This is a genomic window from Lutimaribacter saemankumensis, from assembly GCF_900100005.1.
GTDB classification, from domain to species: domain Bacteria; phylum Pseudomonadota; class Alphaproteobacteria; order Rhodobacterales; family Rhodobacteraceae; genus Lutimaribacter; species Lutimaribacter saemankumensis.
Map to the genome: position 1 here is coordinate 91571 of NZ_FNEB01000002.1, position 26192 is coordinate 117762.

Consider the following 26192-nt stretch of genomic DNA (forward strand, 5'->3'; position numbering starts at 1 on the left):
CAGCCAACGCAGAGAGATGCGCACGGATCAGACCTCTTCGAACTATGTCCGATGCCGCGCCGTTTTCTCAAGAAAAATCGGCACGCCCGATCACGCGCCGCGCGCTACACCGCCTCGCCGCGGCCCAGCCTGTCAAGGAAACCCTCGGCCTCGGCCAGGATCGTGTCGCGCTTGTCCGCATCCATCCGGTCCCATGTGCGATACATCTGCGCCATGCGGGGGTTTCTGGCGAACCGGTCCCGGTGGCGCGTCAGGAAGTGCCAGTAAAGCAGGTTGAACGGGCACGCGCCCTCGCCCGTCTTTGCCTTGACGCTATAGGCGCAGGCGCCGCAGTAATCCGACATCCGGTCAATGTAATTGCCCGACGACACATAGGGCTTGGAGCCGACGATGCCGCCATCGGCGAACTGGCTCATCCCCACGGTATTTGGCGCCTCGACCCATTCAAAGGCATCGGCATAGACGCTCAGATACCATTCATGCAGCACGGTGGGGTTGATACCGGCCAAAAGTGCGAAATTCCCCGTCACCATCAGGCGCTGGATGTGATGGGCATACGCTTCGTCGCGGGTCTGTTCGACCGCGCGTTTCAGACACTCCATCCCTGTCTCGCCGCCCCAGTAGAGATCGGGCAAGCCCCGCTGATGGTTCAGCGCGTTTCGGCGCGGATACTCGGGCCCTTCCCGGAAATAGATGCCGCGCATGTATTCGCGCCAGCCGATCACCTGGCGGATATATCCTTCGGCGGCATTGATCGGCACATTGCCTGCGCGCCATTCCCGTTCGACGCGTTCGCAGATTTCCAACGGCGACAGCAGCCCGATATTCAGATAGGGCGACAGCACCGAATGATGCAGGAACCGGTCGTCGCGCAGCATCGCGTCCTGGTAATCGCCGAAGCCCGCAAGCAGCTCTTTTGCGAAATGATCCAGCGCCCGCCGCGCCTGACCGCGCGTCACCGCGAACCGGAACGGGCGCAGCGTCCCGAAATTGCCGCCGAACCGGTCCCCGACAAGGTCCAGCACCTCTTCGGTGATGTCGTCGGGCGTGAATTGCATGGGTTGCGACCGCAGCATATCGGCCTGCGCGGGCTTGCGGTTGTCGTGGTCATAGTTCCACTTGCCGCCCGCGGGCTTGTCGCCGTCCATCATCAGCCCGGTCTTGCGGCGCATCTCGCGGTAGAAATACTCCATCCGCAATTCCTTGCGCCCTTCGGCCCAGGCATCGAATTCCTTGTGCGAACAGACGAACCTGTCATCCTCGTGCATGTGCACGGGGACAGGCATCGCGTCGAGCGCCTCGATCAGCCGCCATTCGCCGGGCCGCGTCGCCAGCACCTCGGACGCGCCGGTTTCCTCGGCCCGGCGCAGCAATTCGCCGGGGATCGAGCCCGCGTTGTCCGCATCGTCCAGCCGGGAATACAGAACCTGCCAGCCATCGGCCCGCAAGTCTTCGGCGAAATGGCGCATCGCCGACAGGATCAGCGCGATCTTCTTGGGGTGATGCGGCACATAGCTGCCTTCCTCCATCACCTCGGCCATCACGACGATATCGGCGGATTTGTCCGCCGCGCGCAACGCCGCGACATCGGGGCTCAGCTGATCGCCCAGAACCAAAACAAGGCGCGTCACCAGGGTATCTCCCTGCCCGCATAGTCGAAAAAGCCGCCGCTTTGCGACCGCTCCAGCCGCTCCATCACGTCACACAGGTTGGTCGCGGCCTGCGCGGCGCTGACCTTGTCGTGACCGGGGTAATCGGCGGTAAAGGCCGTATCCACCGTGCCGGGGTGCAGCGCGGCAACGATGGCCTCCTTGCGTTTGCGCCCGATCTCGATCGCGGCCCCGTGCACGATCTGGTTCACCGCGGCCTTCGAGGCGCGATAGGAATACCAGCCCCCCATCCGGTTGTCCCCGATCGACCCGACCCGCGCCGACAGAACGCCCACCACGGACCGCCCCTGCCGCGGCAGCAACCGTTCCACATGCGCCAGCACGAGCGCGGGCCCGATTGCGTTGACCGCCATCACCTGCGCCATCTGCGCCGGCGCGATCGCCTGCAGCGATTTTTCCGGCCCGCCACCCGCCGCCAGCGTGCCGATGGCGACGAATATCACCTCGAACGGCCCGTCCAGCCCGCCCATGATCCGCGCCACGGCATCGGCATCCGTCACGTCCAGCCCGTCGCCAGACCGTGACAGCCCCGAAACCGCATAGCCCCGCGAAACCAGTTCTTCCTGTACTGCCGCGCCGATACCGCCCGACGCGCCTATTACCAATGCCCGTTTCATCGCCTGCCAGATAGCGGCGCCTGTCCCGGCTTCAACGGGGTTCGGGCGCACAGGTAAAATTCGTGGCTTTTCATTTCCGCCATACGCGGTATAACCTGCCCCCATGACACGTCAGGCCCATATCGCACCGATCGCCCGCGCACCCCGCGCGGCATCCCTGCTTGGCCTGCTTCTGCTAAGCCGCCTCTGAGCGTGCCGGCCCGGCGCGACCGCTCAGAGGATGCATGTTTCGCGCCATGATGCCTTAGCAGACACTCAAAGCCAAAGAGACCCGATATGACTCAAGCAATCGACAAAGATCGCGTTCTGATCTTCGACACCACCCTTCGTGACGGAGAACAATCGCCCGGTGCCACCATGACCCACGAGGAAAAGCTCGAAATCGCCGAGCTGCTCGACGAAATGGGCGTGGACATCATCGAAGCGGGCTTTCCCATCGCCTCCGAAGGCGACTTCCGCGCCGTCAAGGAAATCGCCGAGCGGTCGAAAAACTCGGTGATCTGCGGCCTTGCGCGCGCCAATCTCACCGATATCGACCGCTGCTGGGAGGCCGTGCAACACGCCGGAAAACCGCGCATCCACACCTTCATCGGCACCTCGCCGCTGCACCGCGCGATCCCGAACCTCACGATGGATGAAATGGCCGAGCGCATCCACGAAACGGTGACCCACGCGCGCAACCTGTGCGGCAACGTGCAATGGTCGCCGATGGATGCCACGCGCACCGAATGGGATTACCTCTGCCGCGTGATCGAGATCGCGATCAAGGCGGGCGCAACCACCATCAATATCCCCGATACCGTGGGCTACACCGCCCCGGTCGAAAGCGCCGACCTGATCAAGCGGTTGATCGAAACCGTCCCCGGCGCAGACGAGGTGGTGTTCGCGACCCACTGCCATAACGATCTGGGCATGGCCACGGCCAACGCGCTCGCTGCCGTCGCGGGCGGCGCGCGCCAGATCGAATGCACGGTCAACGGCCTGGGCGAACGCGCCGGCAACACCGCGCTCGAAGAGGTGGTGATGGCACTCAAGGTGCGCCACGACATCATGCCCTGGCACACCGGGGTAGACAGCACCAAGATCATGAACATCTCGCGCCGCGTCGCCACGGCCAGCGGTTTTGCGGTGCAGTTCAACAAGGCCATCGTCGGCAAGAACGCCTTCGCACATGAATCGGGCATTCACCAGGACGGCATGCTGAAGAACGCCGAAACCTTCGAAATCATGCGCCCGGCGGATGTCGGCCTTGCCGCCTCGTCGCTGCCGCTCGGCAAGCATTCCGGCCGCGCCGCGCTGCGCGCCAAGCTGCGCGACCTCGGCATCGACCTGGCCGACAACCAGCTCAAGGACGTGTTCGTGCGGTTCAAGGATCTCGCCGACCGCAAGAAAGAGGTCTACGACGAAGACATCCTGGCCCTTGTCCACGCCGGCGAGGACGCCGCCAATGACGCCCTGCAGATAAAGTCGCTGCGCGTGGCCTGCGGCACCGGCGGCCCGGCCGAGGCGACCCTCGTGATGGAGGTGGACGGCATCGAGAAAACCGCCACCCAGCAAGGCGACGGCCCCGTGGACGCGACCTTCAAGGCCGTGCGCGAACTGCACCCCAACAAGGCGCATCTGCAGCTCTATCAGGTCCACGCCGTGACCGAAGGCACCGACGCCCAGGCCACCGTCAGCGTCCGGCTCGAGGAAGACGGCAACATCGCCACGGGCCAGTCGGCCGATACCGACACCGTGGTCGCCTCGGCCAAGGCCTATGTCAACGCGCTGAACCGCCTGCTGGTGCGCCGCGGCAAGACGGGCCAGGACCGCAAGGAAATCAGCTACCGCGACGTCAGCTGACCTTTCCCCCGACACCAGTCACGTAAGGGCGCGTCCAGAACAGGCCGCGCCCTTTTTGCATGGCAGTGCCTGTGTTTTCTCTTTCCGCAAATATCCCGGGGAGTGTGAGGGGCAGCGCCCCTCACCCCGCGCCGCCCGGAACGGGCGGCGCAAGACCTGCATCGCGCGCAAGCGCGATACCGTTCAGTCGTTGAAAAGCCGCGCGACCCGGTCCAGCGCGTCCGCCAGCCCCCAGGGGGCGTTCACCACGAACATTCCCGATCCCACCATCCGGTGGCCATCGCGCACAGGCGGAAAGGCGATCTCGTGGCAAAGCGCACCCGGCAGGCCCTGCATTTCCAGGTCACGAAGCATCGGCGCGTGCGCCCCGCTCGTCAGGATGGGGTACCACAGCGCGATGACACCCACGTTCCATTTGGCGTGCAGCTTGGCGATCTCGCGCGGGATACGGGCGTACTCGGCCTTCACCTCATAGCTCGGGTCGATCAGCATCAGCCCCCTGCGCGGGGTCGGCGGGCACAGCGATTGCGCCATCTCGAATCCGTCCTGGCGGTGCACCTTCAACCCGGTGCCACGCAGCGCCGCCACCAGCGCGGCATGTTCCTGCGGGTGCAGTTCGGCCACATGGCCCGCATCGCCCGGGCGCAGGAAATGCGCGGCGATCAGCGGCGAGCCGGGATAGGCGCTGCCCCCGTGAACCGCGCGGATTTCGTCCAGAACCGCGCGGTAGGGCGTGCCCGCCAGCGCATCGGCCAGCGCGCCTATTCCCGCCGCGGCCTCGCCCGTCTTCAACGCCTCGGGCGCGTCCAGCCGGTACAGCCCGCGCCCGCCATGGGTTTCGATATAGCTCAGCGGCTTGTCCTTGCGCGTCATGTAATCCAGCATCGCCGCCAGCGCGGCGTGCTTGTGCACATCCGCGGGGTTTCCCGCGTGGTAGATATGTTGATAGGACAGCATGGCCCGCCATATCCCATGCCATGACGCCCGCCAAGCCCGAAGCCATGACACTCCGCGATCAGATCACCGCCTGCCGCCTCTGCGCCGACCGCTTTGCCGCGACGGCCACGGCGCATGCGCCGCGTCCCGTGGTGTGGTTCCGTCCCGGCGCGCGGCTGCTGATCGCGGGTCAGGCGCCGGGGATGCGGGTGCACAAGTCCGGCCGTCCCTTCGACGACCCTTCGGGCGACCGCCTGCGGGACTGGCTGGGCATGACGGCGGACACGTTCTACGACATGTCGCGCGTGGCCATCGTGCCGATGGCCTTCTGCTTTCCCGGGTATGACGCCAAGGGCAGCGACTTGCCCCCGCCCCCGGTCTGCGCGCGCACCTGGCACGCGCAGGTGATGGCCGCCCTGCCCGATATCCGGCTGACCGTGCTGGTGGGCGGGCATGCGCATCGCTGGCACCTGGGCCGCCGTACGCCTGTCACGCAAACCGTGGCTGGCTGGCGTGACCATGCGCCCCGGCTTTTTCCCTTGCCGCATCCGTCCTGGCGCAATACCGCATGGCTGAAACGAAACCCCTGGTTCGAAACCGATCTTCTGCCGCCGCTGCGCGCAGAGGTGCGAAAGGTGCTCGATGACTGACACGCAAACACAGCTTGACCGGGCCTTTTTCGCGATGGAGGCCGCCCCCGAGGACGACCTGGCCCGCGCGCGTTATTACGAGGTGCTGGCCGATACCGAATTGTTCCTCGTCCTGCGCGACGACCCCAAGGGCGACCAGGTCGCGCCCGACACGTTCGATCTGGGCGATCAGACCTTTGTGGTGGCGTTCGACGCCGAGGACCGGATGGCGCATTTCACCGGCGGCCCCGCGCCTTATGCCGCGATCTCGGGGCGGGTTCTGGCGGGCATGCTGGCGCCGCAGGGGATCGGGCTGGGCATCAACCTCGAGGCAGGGCCGACCTCGTTCCTGATCCCCGCCGAGGCGCTGCAATGGCTGGTCGACACCCTGGGTACCGCCCCGCAGGAGGCGCAGGCCACTGTGGTGGCAATCCACGCACCGGGCCGCTTGCCGCAGCCCGTGCTGGATGCGCTGGCCGGGCGGCTGACACGCGCGGCGGGGCTGGCGCAGTCGGCGTTCCTGGTCGAGGCCGAATACGATAGCGGTGCCCGCGCCCACATGCTGGCGATCCTCGGTGCCGAAGACCGGGCGCAGGCCCCATTGGCCAAGACCGTGTCCGAGGCGCTGACCTTTTCGGGGATCGAGGCGGGCGCGATCGACGTGGTGTTCGTCGATGCCGACGACCCGCGATTTCCGGCGATCGAGGCGCGCGGCATGCGGCTGGACATCCCGCCCGCGCCGGAGCCGCCGAAAGTCGAACGCATCGCCCCGGGATCGGACCCGGACAACCCGCCGAAACTGCGCTAGGCCGTGCCGCTTTCGTAGGGCGGGCATTTGCCCGCCGCGCCTGGTGTCAATACCCGGCGGTGCGGTCCACCTGATGCAGGAACGGCTCGCCCGCCTCGCCGCGGCGGACGTTTTCGGCAATAACGGCGGCAGCCGTTTCGGGGCGCGTCGTGGCGGCGATATGCGGTGTCACCGTGACTTTTTCGTGCGCCCAGAACGGGTGCATCACCGGCAGCGGCTCTTGCCGGAACGTGTCCAGCGTCGCCTGTGCCACATGGCCAGATTCCAGTGCCGCCAGCAGCGCCGTATCCTCGATCAGCGCGCCGCGCCCCGGGTTCAGGATCATCGCGCCTTCGGGCAGCATCGCCAGCGTGTCGGCGTTCAGGATGTTTTCGGTCTGCGCCGTGTGCGGCAATAGCAGGATCAGTATCTGTGCCGTCGACAGCGCCTGCTTCAGCCCGTCATCGCCATACAGGCAGGTGATGCCCTCGACCTGCTTTTCGGTCCGGCTCCAGCCTGTCACCGGGAAACCCAGGCCCGCCAGCGCATGCCCGCAAGCCTGCCCCAGCGCACCCAGCCCCAGGATCGTCACCGGGCGTTCCTGCGCGACCGGCGGGCTGTATGTGCGCCACTTGCCGTCCTGCCCGTTGATATGCATGTCCATGCCCAGATGCAGGCGCAGGGTGTGGCCAGTGACCCATTCGACCATGCCCTGGGTCAGACCGGCCTCGTCCACCATGCGGCACAAAGGCTGGGTCAACGTTTCGTTGCCGACCACGTTTTCCACCCCCGCCCACAGGTTCAGCACCGCCTTGCAGCGCGTGTAGGGGGTGAAATCCTGCAGCCAGGAATTCGGGGCGTAGACGATGTAATCCACCTCTTCAGGCGGAAACTCGGTGCGCAGGTCGGCGTCGATCCCCGCCTTTTCGAATGCCGCGTTCAGCGGTGTTTCGTAATCCTCCCACTTTTCGGCGCGGGCGGCGAAAAGGACATTCACGGTCATAAGTTACCTCGGTCTGTGGACATGGGCGCTTTGCACAAGGCCGAAGGCGGCCATCAGCACAAGCATCGCCGAGCCACCATAACTGACCAGCGGCAGAGGAACACCCACAACCGGCGCAAGACCCATCACCATCGACATGTTGACCGCGAAAAACAGGAAAAAGGTCAGCGCAATCCCCAGGATCAGAAGGGACGAGAACCGGTCCTTGTTGTTCAGCGCCGAAACGACGCAGAAGATGATGATCAGCGCATAAAGAAGCAGCAGCGACGCCGCCCCGACAAAGCCGAACTCTTCGGCCAGCGTGGTAAAGATGAAATCGGTGTGCTTTTCGGGAAGAAAGTTCAGCCGGCTTTGCGTGCCCTGCATGAACCCCTTACCGGCCCATCCCCCCGATCCAAGCGCGATCTTGGACTGGGTGATGTGATAGCCGGCGTTCAGCGGATCCTGGCTGGGGTCGAGAAACGTATCGATCCGGCGATACTGGTAGTCCTTCAGCAATTGCCAGGTCGTGCCGCGGGATTCGAACACCGCCACGATCAGCCCGATGCCGGCGGCGATCACTGCCGCGAAATAGGACCAGTGCACCCCCGCCAGGAACATCATCGCCCCGCCGCCGATGACCAGCAGCAACGATGTGCCAAGGTCGGGCTGCATCAGCACCAGCGCCGTGGGCAGCAGGATGAAGAAAACCGGCAATGCGACCCACAAGGGGTGCGACACCTTTTTCATCGGAAGCCAGTCGTAATAGGCCGCCAGCAGCATCACCAGCGTGATCTTGGTCAGCTCGGATGGCTGCAGCCGGATGAAGCCCAGGTCGATCCAGCGCTGCGCGCCCATGCCCACCGCACCGAAGAATTCGACCCCCAGAAGCAGCAGGATCGACCCGGCATAGGCCACCGCCGCCACGTTGCGCCAGAACCAGATCGGCACCATCGCGACGATGATCATCAAGACGAACCCGGCGGCAAAACGCTTCATCTGCGGCTCGGCCCAGGGGTTGAACGACCCGCCCGCGACGGAATAGAGCATCAGGAACCCGACGCTGGCGACCGCGATCAGAAGCAACGCCACCGGCCAGTTCAGATACAACAGCTTGCGCGGCCCCGTGGGGACATGTTTGACCGTATACTCAAGATAGCTCATGCGCGGCCCTGTGCCTCGCGTTCGCGCGCCTCGCGTTCGCGGCGCAACCGGTCCTGCAGCGCCTTGATGCGGCTGCGGTCAGCGGACGGGTAGGCCTCGAGCGGGGGATTGCCGCCGTAAAGCGCCTGCAGCGTGATGTCGCGCGCGATCGGCGCGGCGGCGGTAGACCCGCCACCGCCATGTTCGACGACCACCGACACCGCGTATTTGGGCGCATCGAACGGCGCAAAGTTCACGAAGAGCGCATGGTCGCGCCGCTCCCAGGGCAGGTCTTCGTTGCGGGTGATCCCGCGCCTGCGTTCCTCGGCGGTGATGTTGCGCACCTGGCTGGTGCCGGTCTTGCCGGCCATGCGGAATTCCTCGGTCAGGATGCGGCTGGCATAGGCCGTGCCGCGCCTGTTGTTGCTGACCGCATACATCGCGCGGCGCACCTGGTGCAGGTTGCCCGGATCAAAGCCGAGATCCTCACCGTGACCTGTGGGCTGTTCGACCCCGTCGATCGACTTGATCAGCCGTGGCGTGACGCTGCGCCCGGTCGCGATACGCGCGCTCATCACCGCGAGTTGCAGCGGCGAGGACAGGACATAGCCCTGCCCGATCGACGCGTTCACGGTGTCGCCGATGACCCAGTCCTGGCCAAAGCGTTCCATCTTCCACTCACGTGTCGGCGCGACCCCGGCCTTGACCGACGACATCGGCACGTCAAAGGCCACGCCCAGCCCCAGCCGGCGCGCCATTTCGGAAATCTTTTCGATGCCGACCTTCAATGCGAGGTCGTAGTAATAGACATCGCAGCTTTCGCGCAGCGAGCTTTCCAGGTCCATGCTGCCGTGCCCCGCGCGTTTCCAGCAGTGGAACCGGCGACCCGACACCTCGAGGTGGCCGGGGCAGTAAACGGTTTCCTCGGGGGTGACGATCCCGGCCTCGAGCGCGGCAAGCGCCGTCACCATCTTGAAGGTCGACCCCGGCGGATAAAGCCCCTGCACCGTCTTGGGCACGAGCGGGCGGTACTTGTTTTCGGTCAGCGCCGAATAATCGCTGACGGAAATGCCCCGCACGAACAGGTTCGGATCATAGCTGGGGGACGAGGCCACGGCCAGAAGATCCCCGGTTTCGCAGTCGATAACCACTGCGGCCGCACTCTGATTGCCCAACCGGGCCTGGACGAATTGCTGGAGGTCGTTGTCGACGGTCAGTTGCAGGTTCGCCCCGGCACGTCCTTCGCGGCGGTCCAGTTCGCGCATGATCCGTCCGGCGGCGTTCACCTCGACACGCTTGATGCCGGCCTTGCCGCGCAGGATTTCCTCGGCCTCGGCTTCGACGCCGACCTTGCCGATCTGAAAGCGCGGGATACGCAGCAGCGGATCGGGGTCTTCGATACGGGAAAGGTCGAAATCGCTGACCGGCCCGACGCGGCCAACCACATGGGCGAAATCCCCGCCCGAGGGGTAATGCCGGCTCAGACCGACCTCGGGGGTGACGCCGGGGAGCGCGGGACCGTTGACGGCGACCTTGGAAATCTCTTCCCAACTGACGCGGTCGGCGATCGCTACGGGGGTATCCCCGCGGAGCTTTTTCAGGTCTTCGCGCGCGCGTTCGATTTCCTCGGGGGTGATGTCGACCAGGGCGGACAGCCGCCGCAGCACAAGATCGACGTCGCCGGCATCCTCACGCACCATGGTGATGCGGTAGGAGGGCACGTTTTCCGCGATCACCGCGCCGTTTCGGTCATAGATCTGGCCGCGCGCAGGCGGGATCAGGCGGATGTTGATGCGGTTTTCCTCGGCCAGAAGGCGGAACTCGTCCGCCTGTTCGACCTGCAGGTAACGCATGCGCAGCCCCAACAGACCGACAAACCCCGTCTGCAGGCCGCCGACGACCAATGCCCGCCGCGTCAGGCGGCGCATGCTGTCCTGGGTATCCTTGGGTGTGCGCCTCATAGACGATGCCCCAGCGTGTCCACCTCGCCGGGGGCGGATTTCCGCAGCCCCAGCACCGCATATGATAGCAGAACAACCAGCGGGTAGACCAGAATGGTACCGAGCGCCTGGATCACCGCCAGCGACAGCGGGGCCTGCGGGATCAGAAAAATGGCCGCGACCAGCCGATAGCCCAGGAAAACTGCCGCCACGACGATACCGGCGCTCAGCCATTCCATCAGGAAGGGCTGATCGCGCAGGCCGCGCATCTGGCGTTTCAGCACCTCGGCCCCGCCCAGAACCAGCACCGCGCCCAGCCCCGGCGGGCGCTGGAACAGCAGGTCGGCCAGCAGCATCACAACCGCGATCGACAACGCCGGCACGTATTCCGGCCGCCGCACGGCCCAGGCGAATGTCAGGCAGATCAGGTAATCGGGTGGCGCAAAGCGGCGCGGCGTGAATTCCAGCGGCATGAGCTGAACCAGGATGATCAGCAGCGACAGCCCGATATAGCCCGCCCGCATCGACCAGAGGCGCAAGGGAGACTGGTCAATCATTGCCCGCCTCCTGCCCGCCTGCGGGCGCGGCGTTCGCTTCTTCGGCCGGGGCGGGGTCTGCGTCGTCGGTCACCGGCACGACCAGCGCGCCGGGGTCGCGCAACACTTCGGTGCCGGGGTTGCGCAGCACCCGCAGGAATTCCAGCCGCTCGTAATCCGCTGCCAGCCGCACCCGCAGCCGGCCGCCCGGATCCTCGGCCACCTGCCCGATCAGCAGACCCGCCGGAAACACCCCGCCATCGCCCGCAGTCACCACACGGTCGCCCGGACGCACCACGTCGCGGTTTTCCAGGAACGAGATCGGCGGCGCCACCGTGTTGTCGCCCTGCACCAGCGCCCGCTGCCCCGAAGGCTGGATGATCGCGGGAATACGGCTGGCGCTGTCAGTGAGCAGGATCACCCGCGCGGTATTTTCGCCCACGCCGGAAATCCGGCCGACCAGCCCGATCCCGTCCATCGTGGCCCAGCCATCGACGATCCCGTCGCGCGCGCCGACATTCAGCAGGACCGACTGCCGGAAGGGCGATCCGCTGTCGGCCAGAACCACGCCCGTGACATGCGTCAGCCGCGGATCAAGCCGCACCTTATTGAGGTCCATCAGGCGGGCGTTTTCCTGCTCCAGCTGCAAGGCGGCCTCTTTCCAGGCCTTCATCTGCTGCAATTCGCGGCGCAGTTCCTGGTTCTGCTCTACCACGCGCTGATAGCTCTGGAAGTCGCGGAACAGGTTCACAGTCGCGGTGAGGGGCGTCAGCATCCATTCGAAATTCGGCACCACCGCATCGGTGATCTGGGCGCGCATCCGCTCTACCCGCGGGCTGTCGATCCGCCACAGCAGGAACAGGCCCGCAAGGCACAGGATCAGAAGCCCTGTCAGCAGACGCCGCAGGGGACCAACATAATCCTCTTCTTTGGTCCGTTCTTTTGCCAAGTTACCCCCTTGGTCAAAAGGTGGGCGCGTCAGCTGTCGTAGTCAATCGCGTGGCGCAGCTGCTTTTCGTATTCAAGCGCCTTGCCGGTGCCCAGGGCCACGCAATTGAGCGACTCGTCCGCGATGGAAACGGCCAGCCCGGTCTGTTCGCGCAGCGCCAGGTCCAGGTCGCCCAGCAGCGCGCCTCCACCGGTCAGCATCACGCCGCGATCGACGATATCGGCCGCGAGGTCCGGCGGCGTGGCCTCGAGCGCGGTCATCACCGCCTCGCAGATCTGCTGCACGGGTTCCGCCAGCGCCTCGGCCACCTGGGCCTGGCTGATCTCGGTTTCCTTGGGCACGCCGTTCAACAGGTCGCGGCCGCGGATCTGCATCGACGCCCCGCGCCCGTCATCGGGCATGCGCGCCGTGCCGATCGAGGTCTTGATCCGTTCGGCGGTGGATTCACCCACCAGCAGGTTCTGCTGACGGCGCAGGTAGTTGATGATCGCCTCGTCCATGCGGTCGCCGCCCACGCGGACCGAGCGGGCATAAACGATGTCACCCAGCGACAGAACCGCAACCTCGGTGGTGCCGCCGCCGATATCGACGACCATGTTGCCGGTGGGATCGGTGATCGGCATCCCCGCCCCGATCGCCGCGGCGATGGGTTCGGCGATCAGCCCTGCACGGCGTGCGCCGGCCGACAGCACCGATTGCCGGATCGCGCGCTTTTCCACTGGCGTCGCGCCGTGGGGCACGCAGACGATGATCTTGGGCTTGGAAAAGGTCGAGCGCTTGTGCACCTTGCGGATGAAGTGCTTGATCATTTCCTCGGCCACGTCGAAATCGGCGATCACGCCGTCCCGCATCGGGCGGATCGCCTCGATCGAGCCGGGCGTGCGGCCCAGCATCAGCTTGGCATCCTCGCCCACGGCCAGCACCTTTTTCTGACCGTCCTTGACGTGATAGGCGACCACCGACGGTTCCGACAGGATCACGCCGCGCCCCTTGACGTAGACAAGGGTGTTCGCGGTGCCTAGGTCGATGGCCATGTCGGAAGAGAAAAGGCCGGGCATCTTGTCGAAAATGGACATGGTAGGCGGTGTCCCTGGTAGGCTGTATGCCGATAAATTCAGAAAGGCCCGCGACTCTGCCAGTCCGGGCCGGGTGCCCTTGTAACGGGGACAGCCGGGCAGGAAAAGGCCCCTCCGCGCCGAAATCAGCGCCATTCCGCCGCAAAGACCTTTGAAACGGGCGATATGGCCGCCCGCCAGGCGCGGCGGACGATGCAAAACCGGGCCGTGTGGCATCCCGGCAGGGTTTTCCTATCCGTAAACTTTCCCCGTTAAATCGCCTTATTTTTGCCCATATAGACTGTAATTCAGACAGCCAGTCCGGCATAGTGCCGGAAGTCATGGTCAATTCCGCGTTAACGCATCCCCCCGTAAGAGGGACATGGCACCACGAGAGCAGCCGGAGCCCGAATGATCGAGTTCGACAATGTGAGTAAGTCCTTCTGGACGGGCACACAGCGCAAGGTGATCCTTGACCGCGTGTCGTTTCGCGTCGACATCGGAAATTCACTTGGCATTCTCGCCCCCAACGGTACCGGAAAGACAACGCTGATCAACATGATGGCGGGCCTAGAGAAACCGGACGAGGGCCATATCCGCCGCGAGGCCAAGATCAGCTTTCCACTTGGGTTCATGGGTGGCGTCATCAACCGGATTTCCGCAGTGGAAAACAGCCGCTACATCGCGCGGCTCTATGGGCTGGACCCAGACTATGTCGAGGCGTTCTGCCGCTGGATGTGCAATCTCGGCGAATATTTCGAACAACCGCTCGGCACCTATTCGTCAGGGATGCGGGCGCGGTTTTCCTTTGCGCTGATGCTGGCGCTCGATTTCGACATCTACCTGATCGACGAAGGCATGCCCGGTTCAACCGATGCCGAGTTCAACCGCAAGGCCGGCGAAATCCTCCAGGAACGCCTGCGAACAACGACGGTGGTGATCGTGTCGCACCAGCCGCAGACGTTGGAAAAGTTTGCCCGTTCGGCTGCCGTCCTGATGGGTGGTAAGCTATACATGTTTGACACCTTGGAAGAAGCGAAACAGCTCTATGACTACGAAACCCAAGGCTAGGAAATTCCGCATCCGCCGCAGCGCGCACGAGGCCGATACCCCGCGCCGCACCGAAAGCGATGTCCCGCGCATGACCGCGGGCGATACGCCGCAACCTGGTTCGGCTGGACAGCAAACGCCACCCCGGCGCGATGCCGACAGCCCGCCCGCGCGCAGCGGCCAGGTCGCCTCGGCACAGGAAGCCAGCGTAGATGCCCAGATTGACGCTATCCGGCGCGAGGGGCTGACTGGCCGGCAATTGCGCATGGCCCGCCGCGTGGCCCAGAAGCACGGGCTTGCACCGACCAGCGATTTCGACGCCGTCCGGCTGCTCCGCGCCGCGGGCATCGACCCGTTCCAGCGCGCGACCATGCTGGAACTCGTGGTGCCCGAAGGCGAACATGGCAATGGCGAGGGCGGCGTCCAGCCGATGAACGGCCTGCAGATGGCGACCGCCAAGATCCCCGCCGACCGTGTGCAACTGCCCCAGACCGTGCCCGCGGGTGACAACACCCTGCCATCGACCGATCTGGCCCCGGCAGAGCGCCGCGCCAGCGAGATCCGCGGCATCCAGCGCGATATCGCGCGCCGCCGCCGCCGCAAGCTGGCCCTGCTGCTGACGCGACTGTCGTTCTTCGTGTTCCTGCCCACCCTGATCTGCGGCTGGTATTTCTACAGCGTCGCGACACCGATGTACGCCACCAAGGCCGAGTTCCTGGTGATGCAGGCCGACGCACAAGGCGGATCGGGCCTGGGCGGGCTGCTCAGCGGCACGCAGTTCGCGACCAACCAGGACAGCATCGCTACACAATCCTACCTGCAATCGCGCGATGCGATGCAGCGCCTGAACAGCGACATGGGCTTCAAGGCGCATTTCAGCCAGGACTTCATCGATCCGGTGCAGCGCCTGTCCGAGGGTGCCACCGACGAAGCGGCCTACAAGCTGTACAAGAAGAACGTGAAGATCGGATACGACCCGACCGAAGGCGTCATACGGATGGAGGTCATCGCGGCCGATCCAGCCGTTTCGGCAGCCTTCTCGCACCACCTGATCGACTACGCCGAAGAGCGTGTCGACCAGCTCAGCCGCGAAAAACGCGAAGACCAGATGAAAGATGCGCGTCAAAGCCTGGAGACGGCCAAGCAGGAACGCCGCGATGCGCAGGGAACGCTTGTCCGCCTGCAGGAACGCACGATCCTGGACCCCGAGGGCGAGATCGCCAGCATCCGGTCGCTGATCGGTACGCTTGAGGCGCAGCTGGTCGAGAAAAAGCTCGAACTCAACACGCAGCTTTCCAACACGCGCCCCAACCGCGCCAAGGTCGACAGCCTCCAGACCGAAATCACCTTGCTGGAAAACGAACTGGCCCAGCAAAACAGCCGCCTGACAGACGCGACCGAGGGCGAGAATTCTCTGGCGCAGAAGGCGTCCGAGATCCAGATGGCGCAGGCCGACCTTGCGACGGCGGACCTGTTCCTGCAATCCGCCCTGCAGAACATGAAACAGACGGAACTTGAGGCCAACAGGCAGGTGCGTTACCTGACCACGAGCGTCGAACCTGTCGCGCCGGACGAACCGACCTATCCGCGCAAGTTCGAAAATACGATCCTGGCCTTTCTGGTCTTTTCGGGGATTTACCTGATGGTTTCACTGACTGCCTCCATCCTGCGCGAACAGGTATCGAGCTGATGCGCACTGTCGAAATCGGAAAGCTCGCGGTATCGAACGCGGCACCGCTTACGGTGATCGCCGGCCCCTGCCAGCTGGAAAGCGACGATCACGCCCAGATGATCGCGGGCACCATGAAGGAGGCCTGCGAAGCCGTCGGCGCGCAGTTCATCTTCAAGGGCAGTTTCGACAAGGCCAACCGGACCTCGCTTTCGGGCAAGCGCGGGCTTGGCATTGACAAGGGGTTGTCGGTGCTGGCGGGCGTGAAATCCGCGCTGGACGTGCCGGTGCTGACCGACATCCATGAAATCGCCCAATGCGCCCCTGTGGCCGAGGTGGCGGATGTGCTGCAAATCCCGGCCTTCCTGTGCCGGCAGACCGATCTGTTGCTGGCCGCGGGCGAAACCGGCGCCGCAATCAACATCAAGAAGGGCCAGTTCCTTGCGCCCTGGGACATGGCGAATGTCGCGGACAAGGTCGCCAGCACCGGCAACCACCGCATCCTTCTGACCGAACGGGGTGTCAGTTTTGGCTACAACACGCTGGTGGCCGACATGCGTTCGCTGCCGCAGATGGCGCAGACCGGCTATCCGGTTGTGATGGATGCCACCCACGCCGTGCAGCAGCCCGGCGGCCTTGGCGGCGCGTCCGGCGGCAAGCGCGAATTCGCCCCCGTTATGGCCCGCGCAGCGGTCGCGGTGGGTGTGGCGGCGGTGTTCATCGAAACCCACGAAGACCCCGACAACGCGCCCAGCGACGGGCCCAACATGATCCACCTGCATGACATGCCCGCGCTTTTGTCGGTGCTGATGCAGATCGACACGATCGCGAAATCCAACCCGATCACGCTGTAACGCCGAACCGAGCAAGGCCTTTTTCATGACCAAACCGTTGCCCCAATCGACGCCCAACACCTGGGAATTCCTGCGCGATCCGATGATCGCACCCACCGGTTTCCGCGAATACGACGCACGCTGGAAATACCCCGATGAAATCAACCTGCCTGGCATGACGGCGCTTGGCCTGGGCCTTGGCACCCAGATGCGCAAGCGCGGCATCGCGCCGGAGATCGCTGTCGGCAACGATTACCGCGACTATTCGCTGGCGATCAAGAACGCACTGATCATCGGGCTGATGCAGGCCGGCATTCAGGTCAAGGACATCGGCCCGGCCCTGTCGCCCATGGCGTATTTCGCGCAATTCCACCTGGACGTTCCGGCGGTGGCGATGGTCACGGCCAGCCACAACCCCAACGGCTGGACCGGCGTCAAGATGGGCTTTGATCGCCCGCTGACCCACGGCCCCGACGAGATGGCCGAACTGCGCGATATCGTGTTGCAGGGCCAGGGGGAACCCGCGCCAGGCGGCTCTTACGAATTCGTGGATGGCGTCCGCGAGGCGTATCTCGACGACCTGGTGGGCGATTTCAGAATGTCGCGCAAGCTGCGCGTGGTCTGTGCCACCGGAAACGGCACCGCGTCGGCTTTTGCGCCCGAATTGTTCGAACGGATCGGGGTCGAGGTGATCCCCAGCCACAATGAGCTGGATTACACCTTTCCCAACTACAACCCCAACCCCGAAGCGATGGAAATGCTGCACGACATGGCCGCGACCGTCAAAGCCACCGGTGCGGATTTCGCGCTTGGCTTCGATGGCGATGGCGACCGCTGCGGTGTCGTCGATGACGAGGGCGAGGAGATCTTTGCCGACAAGGTGGGCGTCATCATGGCGCGCGACCTGTCCAAGCTTTATCCCGGTTCGACCTTCGTGGCCGATGTGAAATCGACAGGGCTTTTCGCCAGCGATCCCGAGCTGCAGAAGAACGGCGTTACCGCGGATTACTGGAAAACCGGGCACAGCCACATGAAACGCCGGGTCAAGGAAATCGGTGCATTGGCGGGCTTCGAAAAATCCGGCCACTACTTTTTGGCCGAGCCCGTGGGCCGCGGGTATGACTGCGGGATGCGCGTGGCGGTCGAAATCTGCAAGCTGATGGACCGCAACCCCGACATGTCCATGTCGGACCTGCGCAAGGCGCTGCCGAAGACATGGTCGACCCCCACGATGTCGCCCTATGCGGCGGATACCGAGAAATACGACATCCTGGACCGGCTGGTGCAGAAACTCGTCGCCAAGGCCGAGGCCGGAGACACGATTGCCGGCCGCCCGATCAAGGAAGTCGTCACCGTCAACGGCGCACGGGTCATCCTCGACAACGGCTCCTGGGGTTTGGTGCGGGCCTCGTCGAACACCCCGAACCTGGTGGTGGTCTGTGAAAGCAGCCAATCCGAGGACGAGATGCGCGCGATCTTTCACGATATAGATACCGTCATCCGAACCGAGCCGGGCGTGGGCGACTACGACCAGACGATCTGAGGCGCTTATCGGCCCTCTGCGGCCCTCTTCGCGCGAGAAGAGTCCGAAGGGATCGACGAGCCGATGAGGTGAAAAGTTAACACCGCGCGGTTACATGACAAAACCGCGCGGTTTTGTGGTGCCATCGCCAAAACCGGCGCATCGCATATGGAAATTGTGGCTTGAGCCTTAACCGGCCGTAAAGAAACGCGCGGCTGGCAGCCAGAACCGCGCGGTTTCAGTTAGGCATTCGTTAAGAACCGCGCAGTTTCGGCCCGGCACCGCGCGGAAAACGCGCCGCGCGCACCCTCACGCCGCGATCAGTCCACGGCCTTTCAGCAAGGCCTCGACCCCCGGCAGGCGCCCGCGGAACCGTTCATAAAGTTCGGCCGCGTCAACCGAGCCGCCGGTCGAAAGGATATTGGCCTCCAACGCCTTGGCGGTATCTGCATCAAAGGCATCCCCCACCTCGCGAAACGCCTCGAACGCGTCGGCATCCATCACCTCGGACCACATGTAGGAATAGTAGCCCGAGGAATAGCCGTCCCCGGAAAACACATGGGCGAAATGCGGCGTGGCGTGGCGCATTGCAATTGCGCGTGGCATACCGATTTGTTCAAGGATTTCAGCCTGTTTCTGCATAGGATCGGCGGGCGGGTCGCCCAGGTGGAACTCCAGGTCGACCAGCGCCGAGGCGACGTATTCGACTGTCTGGAACCCCTGGTCGAAATTCGCGGCCTCGAGCACCTTGTCCAGCATGTCTTGCGGCATCGGCTCGCCGGTTTCAGCGTGCGTCGCAAATTCGCGCAGCACCTCGGGCACCTCCAGCCAATGTTCATAAAGCTGGCTGGGCAGCTCCACGAAGTCGCGCGCCACCGACGTGCCCGAGATCGATTCATAGGTCACGTCCGACAACATCTGGTGCAGCGCGTGGCCGAATTCGTGAAACAGGGTCCGCGCATCGTCATAGGACAACAGCGCCGGGTCGCCCTTGGCGAAGTTGCACACGTTGATCACCACCGGCGCCTGCTCTTGCGGGAACTTCGCCTGCCCGCGCATGGCCGAACACCACGCGCCCGACCGTTTCGATCCGCGCGCAAAGTAATCGCCAATGAAAACGGCGATGTGGCGACCATTGCGCGTGACGTCCCAAGCCCGGCAATCCGGGTGGTAGAGCGGAATGTCGAGCGGTGCGAACTCCAGCCCGAACAGGCGGTTCGCGCAGGTGAACGCAGCTTCGATCATCCGGTCGAGTTGGAGGTAGGGCTTCAGCTCGGCCTCGTCCATGTCATGCTCGGCGCGGCGGCGTTTCGCAGCGTAATAGTGCCAGTCCCACGGCTCCAGCGGCCCCTTCTGCCCGTCGGCATGCAGCATCTGCTCAAGCACCCTGGCATCCGCCTCGGCCCGCGCCTTGGCCGGTGTCCAGACCGCCATCAGCAAATCGCGCACCGCCGTGGGCGTGCCGGCCATTTCGGTTTCCAGCTTGTATTCCGCAAAGCTGTCATAGCCCAGCAGCGCGGCGCGTTCCTTTCGCAGGGCCAGGATCTCGGCCGCTATGGCGCGGTTGTCGGTCTTGCCGCCCCGCCCCCCGCGCGACGTGAAGGCACGCCAGACCTTTTCGCGCAGATCGCGCCGGGGCGAGCTTTGCAGGAAGGGTGTCGCAAGCGACCGCGAGGTCGTGATCACCGGCCCGTTCAGCCCCTTGTCGCGACCTGCCTCACGCGCGGCCGCGACAAGGAAGGCGGGCAGGCCTTCCAGGTCGTCTTCGGACAGCTCCATATACCAGTCGCGTTCGTCGCCCAGCAGGTTCTGCGTGAACTCGGTGCCCAGCACGGCCAGCCGCGACTTGATCTCCGTCATGCGCGCATCCTCGGCCCCGGTCAGCGCCGCGCCCGAACGCACGAAACCGCGCCGCGTCAGCATCAGGACGCGGGCCTGTTCGGGCGTCAGATCGAGGGTATCACGGTCCTGCCACAGCGTTTCGATCCGCTGGAACAGCGCCTTGTTGCCGGTGATCTCGGCGGAATGGGCGGCCAGGCGGGGCGAAAATTCGCGTTGAAGCGCCTCGCGCGCCTCGTTGCTGTCGGCGCCGGCGACGGTGAAAAACGTGCCCAGCACCTTGTCGAGCAGGTGGCCCGCGGCCTCCATCGCCTCGATCGTGTTGGCGAATGTCGGCGGTTCAGGATTATCGGCGATGGCGGCGATCTCGTCCTTGTGGGCGGCCAGGGCCGCGTCAAAGGCGGGGGCGAAATCGGTATCCGCAATCCTGTCGAACGGCGCGATTTCGAACGGGGTGTTCCAGTCCTGCAAAAGCGGGTTGGTCATGTGCTCGTCTCCTCGGCGGTTGCGCCGCAAACCGGGCAATCCGCGTGTTTCTTCAAGGTAATGCGCCGCGTGTCGGAATAAAGCGCGTCATGGATCAGCATCGTGCCGCGCAGTGTCTCGCCTGCGCCGGTGATGAGCTTGACCGCCTCGCCCGCCATCATGGTGCCGACTATCCCCGGCAGCGGGGCAAAGACACCAGCCTCGGCACAGGTCGGTGCAAGGCCTGCGGCGGGTGGTTCGGGAAAGATGCAGCGATAGCAGGGCGTGCCGCTTGCGGTATCGAACACGCTTAGCTGCCCTTCCCATTGCGACAGCGCACCGGACACCAGCGGCTTGCCCAGACGGTGGGCGACTTCGTTGGCGAGGTACCGGGTTTCGAAATTGTCCGTGCCATCCAGGATCAGGTCGTAATCGGCGAACAGGTCGGTGGCGATATCGGGTGTCAGGCGGCGGTTATAGGGCCGCACGTCGATGAAGGGGTTGAGCGCCTTCATCGCCGCCTCGGCGGAAAACACCTTTGGCATGCCGATCCGGTCGTCGGTATGGATGACCTGACGCTGCAGGTTCGATCCCTCGACCACATCGCCGTCAATCACGCCGATCGTGCCCACGCCCGACGCCGCCAGATACATCAGCGCGGGGCTGCCCAGCCCCCCTGCCCCGATGACCAGAACGCGCGCATCCTTGAGCTTGCGCTGTCCGGTGCCGCCGATTTCGCGCAAAACGATGTGGCGGGCATAGCGGTTAAGCTCGGTTTCCGAGAACTTGCCTTTGGCGGCCGGCACGGCGTCGTCCGACGGCGGACCATCGGCGCGGGCGCGCAGGCGGCGCAATCCCTGGCGATAGACCCAGACCAGCGCCGCGCCACCGCCCAATAACAGCCAGGGCGCTGCACTTTCGCCAGTCGCCAGGCGCAACGGGTTGCCGGCCGGCAGGACCAGGTGCAGCAACACCACGCCAAGCCACAAAAACCCGATCATCGCCCAGCGCATGCGCCGGGGCGTGCCCATCGCCATGCCCACGCCCCAAAGCGCAGCCGCCATGATCACGACCAGCGCCATCAGCCGCGCCCGGTCGATCCGAACCCGCCAGCGCCGCGCGCGGTTTCGTCCAAATCGTCCACCAGGTCAAAAGCCGCCTGCACAACGGGCGCGACAATCATCTGCGCGATGCGGTCGCCATGGGCGATGTGAAAAGGTGCGTCCCCGGTGTTCAGCACGATCACGCCCAACGGGCCGCGATAATCGCTGTCGATCGTGCCGGGGGTGTTGGGCAGGGTTATCCCGTGTTTCAGCGCAAGGCCCGAACGCGGCCTGACCTGCACCTCGTATCCTGCCGGTATCGCAAGGCGCAAGCCGGTGGGGATCAATGCGCGGGCGCCGGGCGCCAGCGTAAGGCCTTCCCGCGCGTCCTCAGGAAAATTCGCGCGCAAATCGGCGCCAGCCGCACCTTCGGTTTCATAAGAAGGCAGCGGCAGGCTGCGGTCGGCCTCGGCGGTCCATGTCAGGCGAAGGGTCACCATGTTCGATCCCATTCCTTCATCTTGCCGGAAATACTCTCGCCGAAGGCATCCGCATCAGCCATGCAGTGCCTCGGCGATGCGCCGGGCCAGGCGGTCTGCCACCTCTTGCTTGCCCATGCGCGGCCAGTCTTCGACACCGTCTTCGCGGACGATGTGAACCGTGTTCTCGGACCCGCCGAACGTGCCGGTTCCGGGCGACACATCGTTCGCCACGATCCAGTCGCAGCCCTTGCGCGCGCGTTTCGCGGTGGCGTTCGCGAGGACGTCATCGGTTTCGGCGGCAAATCCCACGACCAGCGCGGGACGGCCTTTTTTCATCTGCGAAATCGTGGCCAGGATGTCGGGGTTTTCAGCAAATGACAGTGTGGGCAGCGCGCCTTCGGTCTTTTTCATCTTCGAGCCCGCGACCTCGGCCACGCGCCAGTCGGCGACGGCCGCCGCGAAAATGGCGGCATCCGCGGGCAGCGCGGCCTGCACGGCATCCAGCATCTGCTGCGCGGTGGTTATGCGCACGACCTCGACGCCGGGGGGCGGGGCGACCTGGGCAGGCCCGGTGACGAACACCACCTCGGCGCCAAGTCCCGCCAGCGCCCTGGCAATCGCGGTGCCCTGCGCGCCCGAGGAATGGTTCGAGATATAGCGCACCGGGTCGATCGGCTCTTGCGTGGGGCCCGAGGTGACGATCACCCGTTTGCCCGCCAAAGGCCCCGCGCCCAACGCCTGTTCGATTGCAGCGATGATTTCCAGCGGTTCGGCCATGCGGCCGGGGCCGAATTCTCCACAAGCCATATCGCCGTCATTGGGCCCGACAAAGCGGATGCCGTCCCCGCGCAGTTGCGCAAGGTTGCGTTGCGTTGCGGGGTGATCCCACATCCGCACGTTCATCGCGGGGGCGCACAGAACCGGTGTATCCGTCGCCATCAAAAGGGTCGTCGCCAGATCCGATGCAAGCCCACCGGCCATCTTGCCCATCAGGTCAGCGGTGGCGGGCGCCACGACCACCAGATCCGCAACGCGGCTAAGCTGGATATGCCCCATCTCGGCTTCTTTGGTGAGGTCGAAAAGGTCGCGATGCACCTCTTCGCCGGCAAGCGCCGCGACGGATAGCGGGGTGACGAATTCCTCGGCGGCACGAGTCATGACGGGGGTCACCGACGCGCCGCGTTCGCGAAGGCGGCGGATCAGGTCGAGGCATTTGTAAGCCGCGATGCCGCCGCCGATGATCAGTAGAATGCGTTTACCGCCCAGCATGAGCCCTCCGCAGATGGTTGCGCCTCAGTGTTACGGCTGTGGCGGGGCAAACTCAATCCTTGGCGAAGGCGGCGCAGGGGTCTTCGCGGTCAACCGGGGCGGCATCCAGCACCTGATCGAACACACCCGACACCTGCCCGGCCTCGGACTGGCCCAGCGCGAACATGGTCAGATCGGGCCGCGCGACACCGATATAGACGGGCATGCCCCAATCCGCGCGCGCGTGACCGTTGCCCGTAATGACAACGACAGGCCCGCCGGTTTCGTCCAGCGCAGCCAGCGCCGTGCGCGCCAGCACGGCATCGCGCAGGCGCTGAAGTTCGACCATCCGGGGCAGCAGATCTTCGGGCAGCGCGTTGCAATGCGCTTCGGCCTGGAAGATAAGCCGCGCCTCCAGCTGGTCCTGCGGCAAGGGGTCGGTCAGCCCGAACCTGCCCGCATCAGGGCCGAACGCTTCGGTGATTCCGGTCTCGAACGCGGTGCGCGCGGCATCGCGGGGTACGGCGGCGCCGTAGATGGCGGCTTGGGGCGCGGCGGTAAAGATAGGGTGATACATCGCGAAATCCGGCCAGCCCGAGGCTTTCCATTCCAGAACTTCGCCCAAGGCGTTTGCGTCGCCGCGCAACTCTGGCGTCACGCGGGCCGCCTGTTCCGGCGTCAGCATTTCGAACACGATGGCTTTGGGCGCGATGCGGGCCGTCCATTCCGCCTGCACGGCATGATGGACAGGGTTGTCATGGATTTCCCCAAGAATGACGATCGGCGCATCCGGCATGTCTTGCGCCGCCAAAGGCGACGCAAGCGCAAGGAAAAGGGCGGTCAGGTACCTCATGCGAGGAAGGCATGCACCTCTTTTGACTGACCTTCCAGCTTTTTCCGCATTTTCTGGAACGCGGCTGCCTCAAGTTGGCGAACGCGTTCCTTGGAGAGGCCCAGCTCGTTGCCCAGGCTTTCGAGCGTACGCGCCTCGTCGCGCAGTTTGCGTTCGGTCACGATGAACCTTTCGCGTTCGTTCAGCGACGAAAGGGCATCGACCAGCCAGCCGCGCAAGGTCGCCGTGTCATGTTCGTTTTCCACGATCTCCGAGGCATGTTCAGCCTCGTCCTCGATGGTGTCGATCCATTCGCGGCCTTCGTCCTCGGTCGATTGGGTGGCGTTGAGCGAGAAATCGGTGCCCGAAAGGCGGCCTTCCATCATTTCGACGTCATGCAGCGGCACACCGATTTCCATCGCGATCGCCTGGCGCATCTGGTGACGGTCCAGTTCCTCGCCGCGCGCCAGGGCCTCGCGCTCGAGGCGCGCCTGAACACGGCGCATGTTGAAGAACAGCGATTTCTGGCTGGATGTCGATCCTGTGCGCACCATCGACCAGTTGCGCATCACGTAGTCCTGGATGGACGCCTTGATCCACCAGACCGCATAGGTCGAAAAGCGGACCCCGCGATCCGGGTCGAACTTGTCGGCGGCTTTCATAAGGCCCAGGCTGGCCTCTTGGATCAGATCGCCCATGGGCGCACCGTATCGGCGGAATTTCGATGCCATCGAAATCGCCAAGCGCATGTAAGCGGTAATCAATCTGTGGAGTGCTTGTTCGTCGCGACGATCCCGCCAGGCATAGGCAAGTTCGAGTTCGGTTTCGGCGTCCAGCAATTCGGCCTTCATCGCAACCCGCGACAAGGACATGTCTTGCGGTGCATCGAGTGCCATTCTTTACCCCCAGTCTGTTGAGGCGCCACCATGGCACCCTTCTTACCTTTCTTTGACTTCTGGTCGGTGTTACGAGGCATACCGTTGACCGGATCAAAAAAAGATACATCTGCGATGTTACCTTCGCTGACCCTCGTTCTTGGTGGAGCCGCTTCGGGCAAGTCCTCATACGCCGAGGAGTTGGCCGAAAGAGCTTCGCGAACCAGGCTCTATCTTGCGACCGCACACGCGGGTGATGACGAGATGGCCGCCAAGATCGCCGCACATCGCGCCCGCCGTGGTGATGGATGGGACACGGTAGAGGCGCCGCTGGACCCGGCACCGGCGCTGGCCGCCGCCAAGTCAGGCGTCGTGTTGTTCGATTGTGCCACCATGTGGCTCAGCAATCACCTGATGGCCGATCACGATATCGAGATGGAAACCGGAAACCTGCTTGCCGCTCTGTCCGCCTGCCCTGCCCCTGTCATCGTGGTAAGCAACGAGCTCGGTCTGTCTATCGTGCCGGAAAACGCCCTTGCCCGTCGATTCCGCCAGGCACAGGGCGAGCTGAACCAGTGTCTTGCGCGGCAGGCCGGGCTGGTCGTGTTCGTGGCGGCAGGCTTGCCGATGGCGATGAAAGGAGCGCTGCCGTGACGCGTTTTTTCTGGATTCGGCACGGTCCGACGCACGCAAAATCAATGGTTGGATGGTCGGACCTGCCCGCCGATCTGTCGGACCGCGCCGCGCTGGAGAGGCTGCACGATTTCCTGCCCGACACTGCGGTTGTCATATCGTCCGACCTGTCGCGCGCGGTCGATACCGCCGATGCGATTGCCCGTGACCGGCCAAGGTTGCCCCACGACCGGGATCTGCGCGAGATGAATTTCGGTGACTGGGAATTGAAACGCTTCGACGAGATCGACGATCAGGACCATATCCGCGCCTTCTGGGACGATCCGGGCGATGTGCGCCCGCCAAACGGCGAAAGCTGGCACGAGGTTTCGGCGCGCGCAGACCGCGCCGTTGCCCGCCTCATATCTGCGCATCCCGGACGCGACATCGTTGCGGTGGCACATTTCGGCGTGATCCTGACCCAGCTTCAACATGGGTTGGGTATCGGCGCTTATGACGTTTTCGCGCACAGGATCGACAACCTGTCAGTTACCGAACTGACGCTGAGGCCAGATGGATGGCAGGTCGGGCGAATAAATCACTGTCCGTGATTGCCTGCCCAACGAAACGTCG

24 protein-coding genes are annotated in these 26192 nt (G+C 64.5%); 9 read left to right on the forward strand and 15 right to left on the reverse strand.

The window, feature by feature from the left end:
* Positions 1-104: 104 nt before the first annotated feature.
* Together BLT50_RS05100 and BLT50_RS05105 are read right to left on the reverse strand one after the other, a co-directional pair.
* The gene (locus tag BLT50_RS05100; RefSeq protein ID WP_090027234.1) at positions 105-1634 is read right to left on the reverse strand and encodes a cryptochrome/photolyase family protein; all 1530 of its coding nucleotides are present in this window, start codon (positions 1632-1634) and stop codon (positions 105-107) included.
* A complete protein-coding gene (locus BLT50_RS05105; RefSeq protein ID WP_090027236.1) occupies positions 1628-2287 on the reverse strand; it encodes an SDR family NAD(P)-dependent oxidoreductase in 660 nt (219 codons plus the stop codon). The genes BLT50_RS05100 and BLT50_RS05105 overlap by 7 nt, the downstream gene beginning before the upstream one ends.
* Positions 2288-2563: 276 nt before the next feature.
* Between BLT50_RS05105 and BLT50_RS05110 the strand changes: the two genes are divergently transcribed.
* Positions 2564-4132 (forward strand): 2-isopropylmalate synthase, encoded by a 1569-nt coding sequence (locus tag BLT50_RS05110; protein WP_090027238.1) that lies wholly within the window; start codon positions 2564-2566, stop codon positions 4130-4132.
* 183 nt (positions 4133-4315) lie between these two features.
* Here BLT50_RS05110 and BLT50_RS05115 read toward each other — a convergent pair whose 3' ends face one another.
* Complete coding sequence (locus BLT50_RS05115) at positions 4316-5089, reverse strand: 23S rRNA (adenine(2030)-N(6))-methyltransferase RlmJ (protein ID WP_090027240.1); 774 nt, start codon at positions 5087-5089, stop codon at positions 4316-4318.
* Between the two features lie 20 nt (positions 5090-5109).
* On the opposite strand from BLT50_RS05115, the gene BLT50_RS05120 reads away from it, so the two are divergent.
* Positions 5110-5718 carry a uracil-DNA glycosylase family protein gene (locus BLT50_RS05120; RefSeq protein WP_245723298.1) on the forward strand — a complete coding sequence of 203 codons (609 nt, stop codon included), beginning with the start codon at positions 5110-5112 and terminating at the stop codon, positions 5716-5718.
* The gene (locus BLT50_RS05125; RefSeq protein WP_090027242.1) at positions 5711-6505 is read left to right on the forward strand and encodes an SseB family protein; all 795 of its coding nucleotides are present in this window, start codon (positions 5711-5713) and stop codon (positions 6503-6505) included. Before BLT50_RS05120 ends, BLT50_RS05125 begins: the two co-directional genes overlap by 8 nt.
* 46 nt (positions 6506-6551) lie before the next feature.
* On the opposite strand, the gene BLT50_RS05130 is transcribed toward BLT50_RS05125, so the two are convergent.
* From BLT50_RS05130 to BLT50_RS05155, 6 genes are read right to left on the reverse strand one after another with little or no spacing between them, the layout of a single operon-like run.
* The gene (locus BLT50_RS05130) at positions 6552-7487 is read right to left on the reverse strand and encodes a 2-hydroxyacid dehydrogenase (RefSeq protein WP_090027244.1); all 936 of its coding nucleotides are present in this window, start codon (positions 7485-7487) and stop codon (positions 6552-6554) included.
* Positions 7488-7490: 3 nt separating this feature from the next.
* Complete coding sequence (gene rodA, locus BLT50_RS05135; RefSeq protein WP_090027246.1) at positions 7491-8630, reverse strand: rod shape-determining protein RodA; 1140 nt, start codon at positions 8628-8630, stop codon at positions 7491-7493.
* Positions 8627-10570 carry a penicillin-binding protein 2 gene (mrdA, locus tag BLT50_RS05140; RefSeq protein ID WP_090027249.1) on the reverse strand — a complete coding sequence of 648 codons (1944 nt, stop codon included), beginning with the start codon at positions 10568-10570 and terminating at the stop codon, positions 8627-8629. The genes rodA and mrdA overlap by 4 nt, the downstream gene beginning before the upstream one ends.
* A complete protein-coding gene (locus tag BLT50_RS05145; protein ID WP_090027251.1) occupies positions 10567-11106 on the reverse strand; it encodes a rod shape-determining protein MreD in 540 nt (179 codons plus the stop codon). The genes mrdA and BLT50_RS05145 overlap by 4 nt, the downstream gene beginning before the upstream one ends.
* On the reverse strand, positions 11099-12034 hold the full coding sequence (gene mreC, locus BLT50_RS05150; RefSeq protein ID WP_090027253.1) for a rod shape-determining protein MreC: 936 nt from the start codon (positions 12032-12034) through the stop codon (positions 11099-11101). Before mreC ends, BLT50_RS05145 begins: the two co-directional genes overlap by 8 nt.
* Before the next feature lie 29 nt (positions 12035-12063).
* Complete coding sequence (locus tag BLT50_RS05155) at positions 12064-13110, reverse strand: rod shape-determining protein (RefSeq protein WP_090027255.1); 1047 nt, start codon at positions 13108-13110, stop codon at positions 12064-12066.
* Positions 13111-13500: 390 nt separating this feature from the next.
* Between BLT50_RS05155 and BLT50_RS05160 the strand changes: the two genes are divergently transcribed.
* Genes BLT50_RS05160 through BLT50_RS05175 form a run of 4 tightly spaced genes read left to right on the forward strand, consistent with a single transcriptional unit; the run spans position 13501 to position 18184 of the window.
* A complete protein-coding gene (locus tag BLT50_RS05160; protein ID WP_090027256.1) occupies positions 13501-14160 on the forward strand; it encodes an ABC transporter ATP-binding protein in 660 nt (219 codons plus the stop codon).
* Positions 14138-15829 (forward strand): KpsE/RkpR family capsule polysaccharide export protein, encoded by a 1692-nt coding sequence (locus tag BLT50_RS05165; RefSeq protein WP_090027258.1) that lies wholly within the window; start codon positions 14138-14140, stop codon positions 15827-15829. Before BLT50_RS05160 ends, BLT50_RS05165 begins: the two co-directional genes overlap by 23 nt.
* A complete protein-coding gene (gene kdsA, locus BLT50_RS05170; RefSeq protein ID WP_090027260.1) occupies positions 15829-16662 on the forward strand; it encodes a 3-deoxy-8-phosphooctulonate synthase in 834 nt (277 codons plus the stop codon). Before BLT50_RS05165 ends, kdsA begins: the two co-directional genes overlap by 1 nt.
* Positions 16663-16687: 25 nt before the next feature.
* Positions 16688-18184, forward strand: coding sequence for a phosphomannomutase/phosphoglucomutase (locus BLT50_RS05175; protein ID WP_090027262.1), 1497 nt, complete (start codon positions 16688-16690; stop codon positions 18182-18184).
* A gap of 288 nt (positions 18185-18472) precedes the next feature.
* On the opposite strand, the gene BLT50_RS05180 is transcribed toward BLT50_RS05175, so the two are convergent.
* From BLT50_RS05180 to BLT50_RS05205, 6 genes are read right to left on the reverse strand one after another with little or no spacing between them, the layout of a single operon-like run.
* The gene (locus BLT50_RS05180; protein WP_090027264.1) at positions 18473-20488 is read right to left on the reverse strand and encodes a M3 family metallopeptidase; all 2016 of its coding nucleotides are present in this window, start codon (positions 20486-20488) and stop codon (positions 18473-18475) included.
* Positions 20485-21549 carry a HesA/MoeB/ThiF family protein gene (locus tag BLT50_RS05185; protein ID WP_090027265.1) on the reverse strand — a complete coding sequence of 355 codons (1065 nt, stop codon included), beginning with the start codon at positions 21547-21549 and terminating at the stop codon, positions 20485-20487. The genes BLT50_RS05180 and BLT50_RS05185 overlap by 4 nt, the downstream gene beginning before the upstream one ends.
* The gene (dut, locus tag BLT50_RS05190) at positions 21549-22010 is read right to left on the reverse strand and encodes a dUTP diphosphatase (RefSeq protein ID WP_090027935.1); all 462 of its coding nucleotides are present in this window, start codon (positions 22008-22010) and stop codon (positions 21549-21551) included. The genes BLT50_RS05185 and dut overlap by 1 nt, the downstream gene beginning before the upstream one ends.
* A gap of 54 nt (positions 22011-22064) precedes the next feature.
* Positions 22065-23261 carry a bifunctional phosphopantothenoylcysteine decarboxylase/phosphopantothenate--cysteine ligase CoaBC gene (coaBC, locus tag BLT50_RS05195; RefSeq protein WP_090027267.1) on the reverse strand — a complete coding sequence of 399 codons (1197 nt, stop codon included), beginning with the start codon at positions 23259-23261 and terminating at the stop codon, positions 22065-22067.
* A gap of 52 nt (positions 23262-23313) precedes the next feature.
* Positions 23314-24093, reverse strand: coding sequence for a ChaN family lipoprotein (locus BLT50_RS05200; protein WP_090027269.1), 780 nt, complete (start codon positions 24091-24093; stop codon positions 23314-23316).
* The gene (locus BLT50_RS05205) at positions 24090-24968 is read right to left on the reverse strand and encodes an RNA polymerase factor sigma-32 (RefSeq protein ID WP_090027271.1); all 879 of its coding nucleotides are present in this window, start codon (positions 24966-24968) and stop codon (positions 24090-24092) included. The genes BLT50_RS05200 and BLT50_RS05205 overlap by 4 nt, the downstream gene beginning before the upstream one ends.
* A gap of 114 nt (positions 24969-25082) precedes the next feature.
* Between BLT50_RS05205 and cobU the strand changes: the two genes are divergently transcribed.
* Positions 25083-25601 carry a bifunctional adenosylcobinamide kinase/adenosylcobinamide-phosphate guanylyltransferase gene (cobU, locus tag BLT50_RS05210; RefSeq protein WP_090027273.1) on the forward strand — a complete coding sequence of 173 codons (519 nt, stop codon included), beginning with the start codon at positions 25083-25085 and terminating at the stop codon, positions 25599-25601.
* Complete coding sequence (locus tag BLT50_RS05215) at positions 25598-26170, forward strand: histidine phosphatase family protein (protein ID WP_090027275.1); 573 nt, start codon at positions 25598-25600, stop codon at positions 26168-26170. The genes cobU and BLT50_RS05215 overlap by 4 nt, the downstream gene beginning before the upstream one ends.
* Positions 26171-26192 lie beyond the last annotated feature (22 nt).

What these genes read in the sequence shown, in the direction of transcription:
- dut (WP_090027935.1), bottom strand. Translation starts at nt 22,010, where the DNA reads ATGGTGACCCTTCGCCTGACATGGACCGCCGAGGCCGACCGCAGCCTG.
- BLT50_RS05130 (WP_090027244.1), bottom strand. Translation starts at nt 7,487, where the DNA reads ATGACCGTGAATGTCCTTTTCGCCGCCCGCGCCGAAAAGTGGGAGGAT.
- BLT50_RS05110 (WP_090027238.1), top strand. Translation starts at nt 2,564, where the DNA reads ATGACTCAAGCAATCGACAAAGATCGCGTTCTGATCTTCGACACCACC.
- BLT50_RS05145 (WP_090027251.1), bottom strand. Translation starts at nt 11,106, where the DNA reads ATGATTGACCAGTCTCCCTTGCGCCTCTGGTCGATGCGGGCGGGCTAT.
- BLT50_RS05165 (WP_090027258.1), top strand. Translation starts at nt 14,138, where the DNA reads ATGACTACGAAACCCAAGGCTAGGAAATTCCGCATCCGCCGCAGCGCG.
- BLT50_RS05160 (WP_090027256.1), top strand. Translation starts at nt 13,501, where the DNA reads ATGATCGAGTTCGACAATGTGAGTAAGTCCTTCTGGACGGGCACACAG.
- BLT50_RS05105 (WP_090027236.1), bottom strand. Translation starts at nt 2,287, where the DNA reads ATGAAACGGGCATTGGTAATAGGCGCGTCGGGCGGTATCGGCGCGGCA.
- BLT50_RS05155 (WP_090027255.1), bottom strand. Translation starts at nt 13,110, where the DNA reads ATGTCCATTTTCGACAAGATGCCCGGCCTTTTCTCTTCCGACATGGCC.
- rodA (WP_090027246.1), bottom strand. Translation starts at nt 8,630, where the DNA reads ATGAGCTATCTTGAGTATACGGTCAAACATGTCCCCACGGGGCCGCGC.
- BLT50_RS05205 (WP_090027271.1), bottom strand. Translation starts at nt 24,968, where the DNA reads ATGGCACTCGATGCACCGCAAGACATGTCCTTGTCGCGGGTTGCGATG.
- coaBC (WP_090027267.1), bottom strand. Translation starts at nt 23,261, where the DNA reads ATGCTGGGCGGTAAACGCATTCTACTGATCATCGGCGGCGGCATCGCG.
- kdsA (WP_090027260.1), top strand. Translation starts at nt 15,829, where the DNA reads ATGCGCACTGTCGAAATCGGAAAGCTCGCGGTATCGAACGCGGCACCG.
- BLT50_RS05180 (WP_090027264.1), bottom strand. Translation starts at nt 20,488, where the DNA reads ATGACCAACCCGCTTTTGCAGGACTGGAACACCCCGTTCGAAATCGCG.
- BLT50_RS05120 (WP_245723298.1), top strand. Translation starts at nt 5,110, where the DNA reads ATGACGCCCGCCAAGCCCGAAGCCATGACACTCCGCGATCAGATCACC.
- BLT50_RS05185 (WP_090027265.1), bottom strand. Translation starts at nt 21,549, where the DNA reads ATGGCGCTGGTCGTGATCATGGCGGCTGCGCTTTGGGGCGTGGGCATG.
- BLT50_RS05125 (WP_090027242.1), top strand. Translation starts at nt 5,711, where the DNA reads ATGACTGACACGCAAACACAGCTTGACCGGGCCTTTTTCGCGATGGAG.
- BLT50_RS05200 (WP_090027269.1), bottom strand. Translation starts at nt 24,093, where the DNA reads ATGAGGTACCTGACCGCCCTTTTCCTTGCGCTTGCGTCGCCTTTGGCG.
- BLT50_RS05115 (WP_090027240.1), bottom strand. Translation starts at nt 5,089, where the DNA reads ATGCTGTCCTATCAACATATCTACCACGCGGGAAACCCCGCGGATGTG.
- BLT50_RS05175 (WP_090027262.1), top strand. Translation starts at nt 16,688, where the DNA reads ATGACCAAACCGTTGCCCCAATCGACGCCCAACACCTGGGAATTCCTG.
- cobU (WP_090027273.1), top strand. Translation starts at nt 25,083, where the DNA reads ATGTTACCTTCGCTGACCCTCGTTCTTGGTGGAGCCGCTTCGGGCAAG.
- mrdA (WP_090027249.1), bottom strand. Translation starts at nt 10,570, where the DNA reads ATGAGGCGCACACCCAAGGATACCCAGGACAGCATGCGCCGCCTGACG.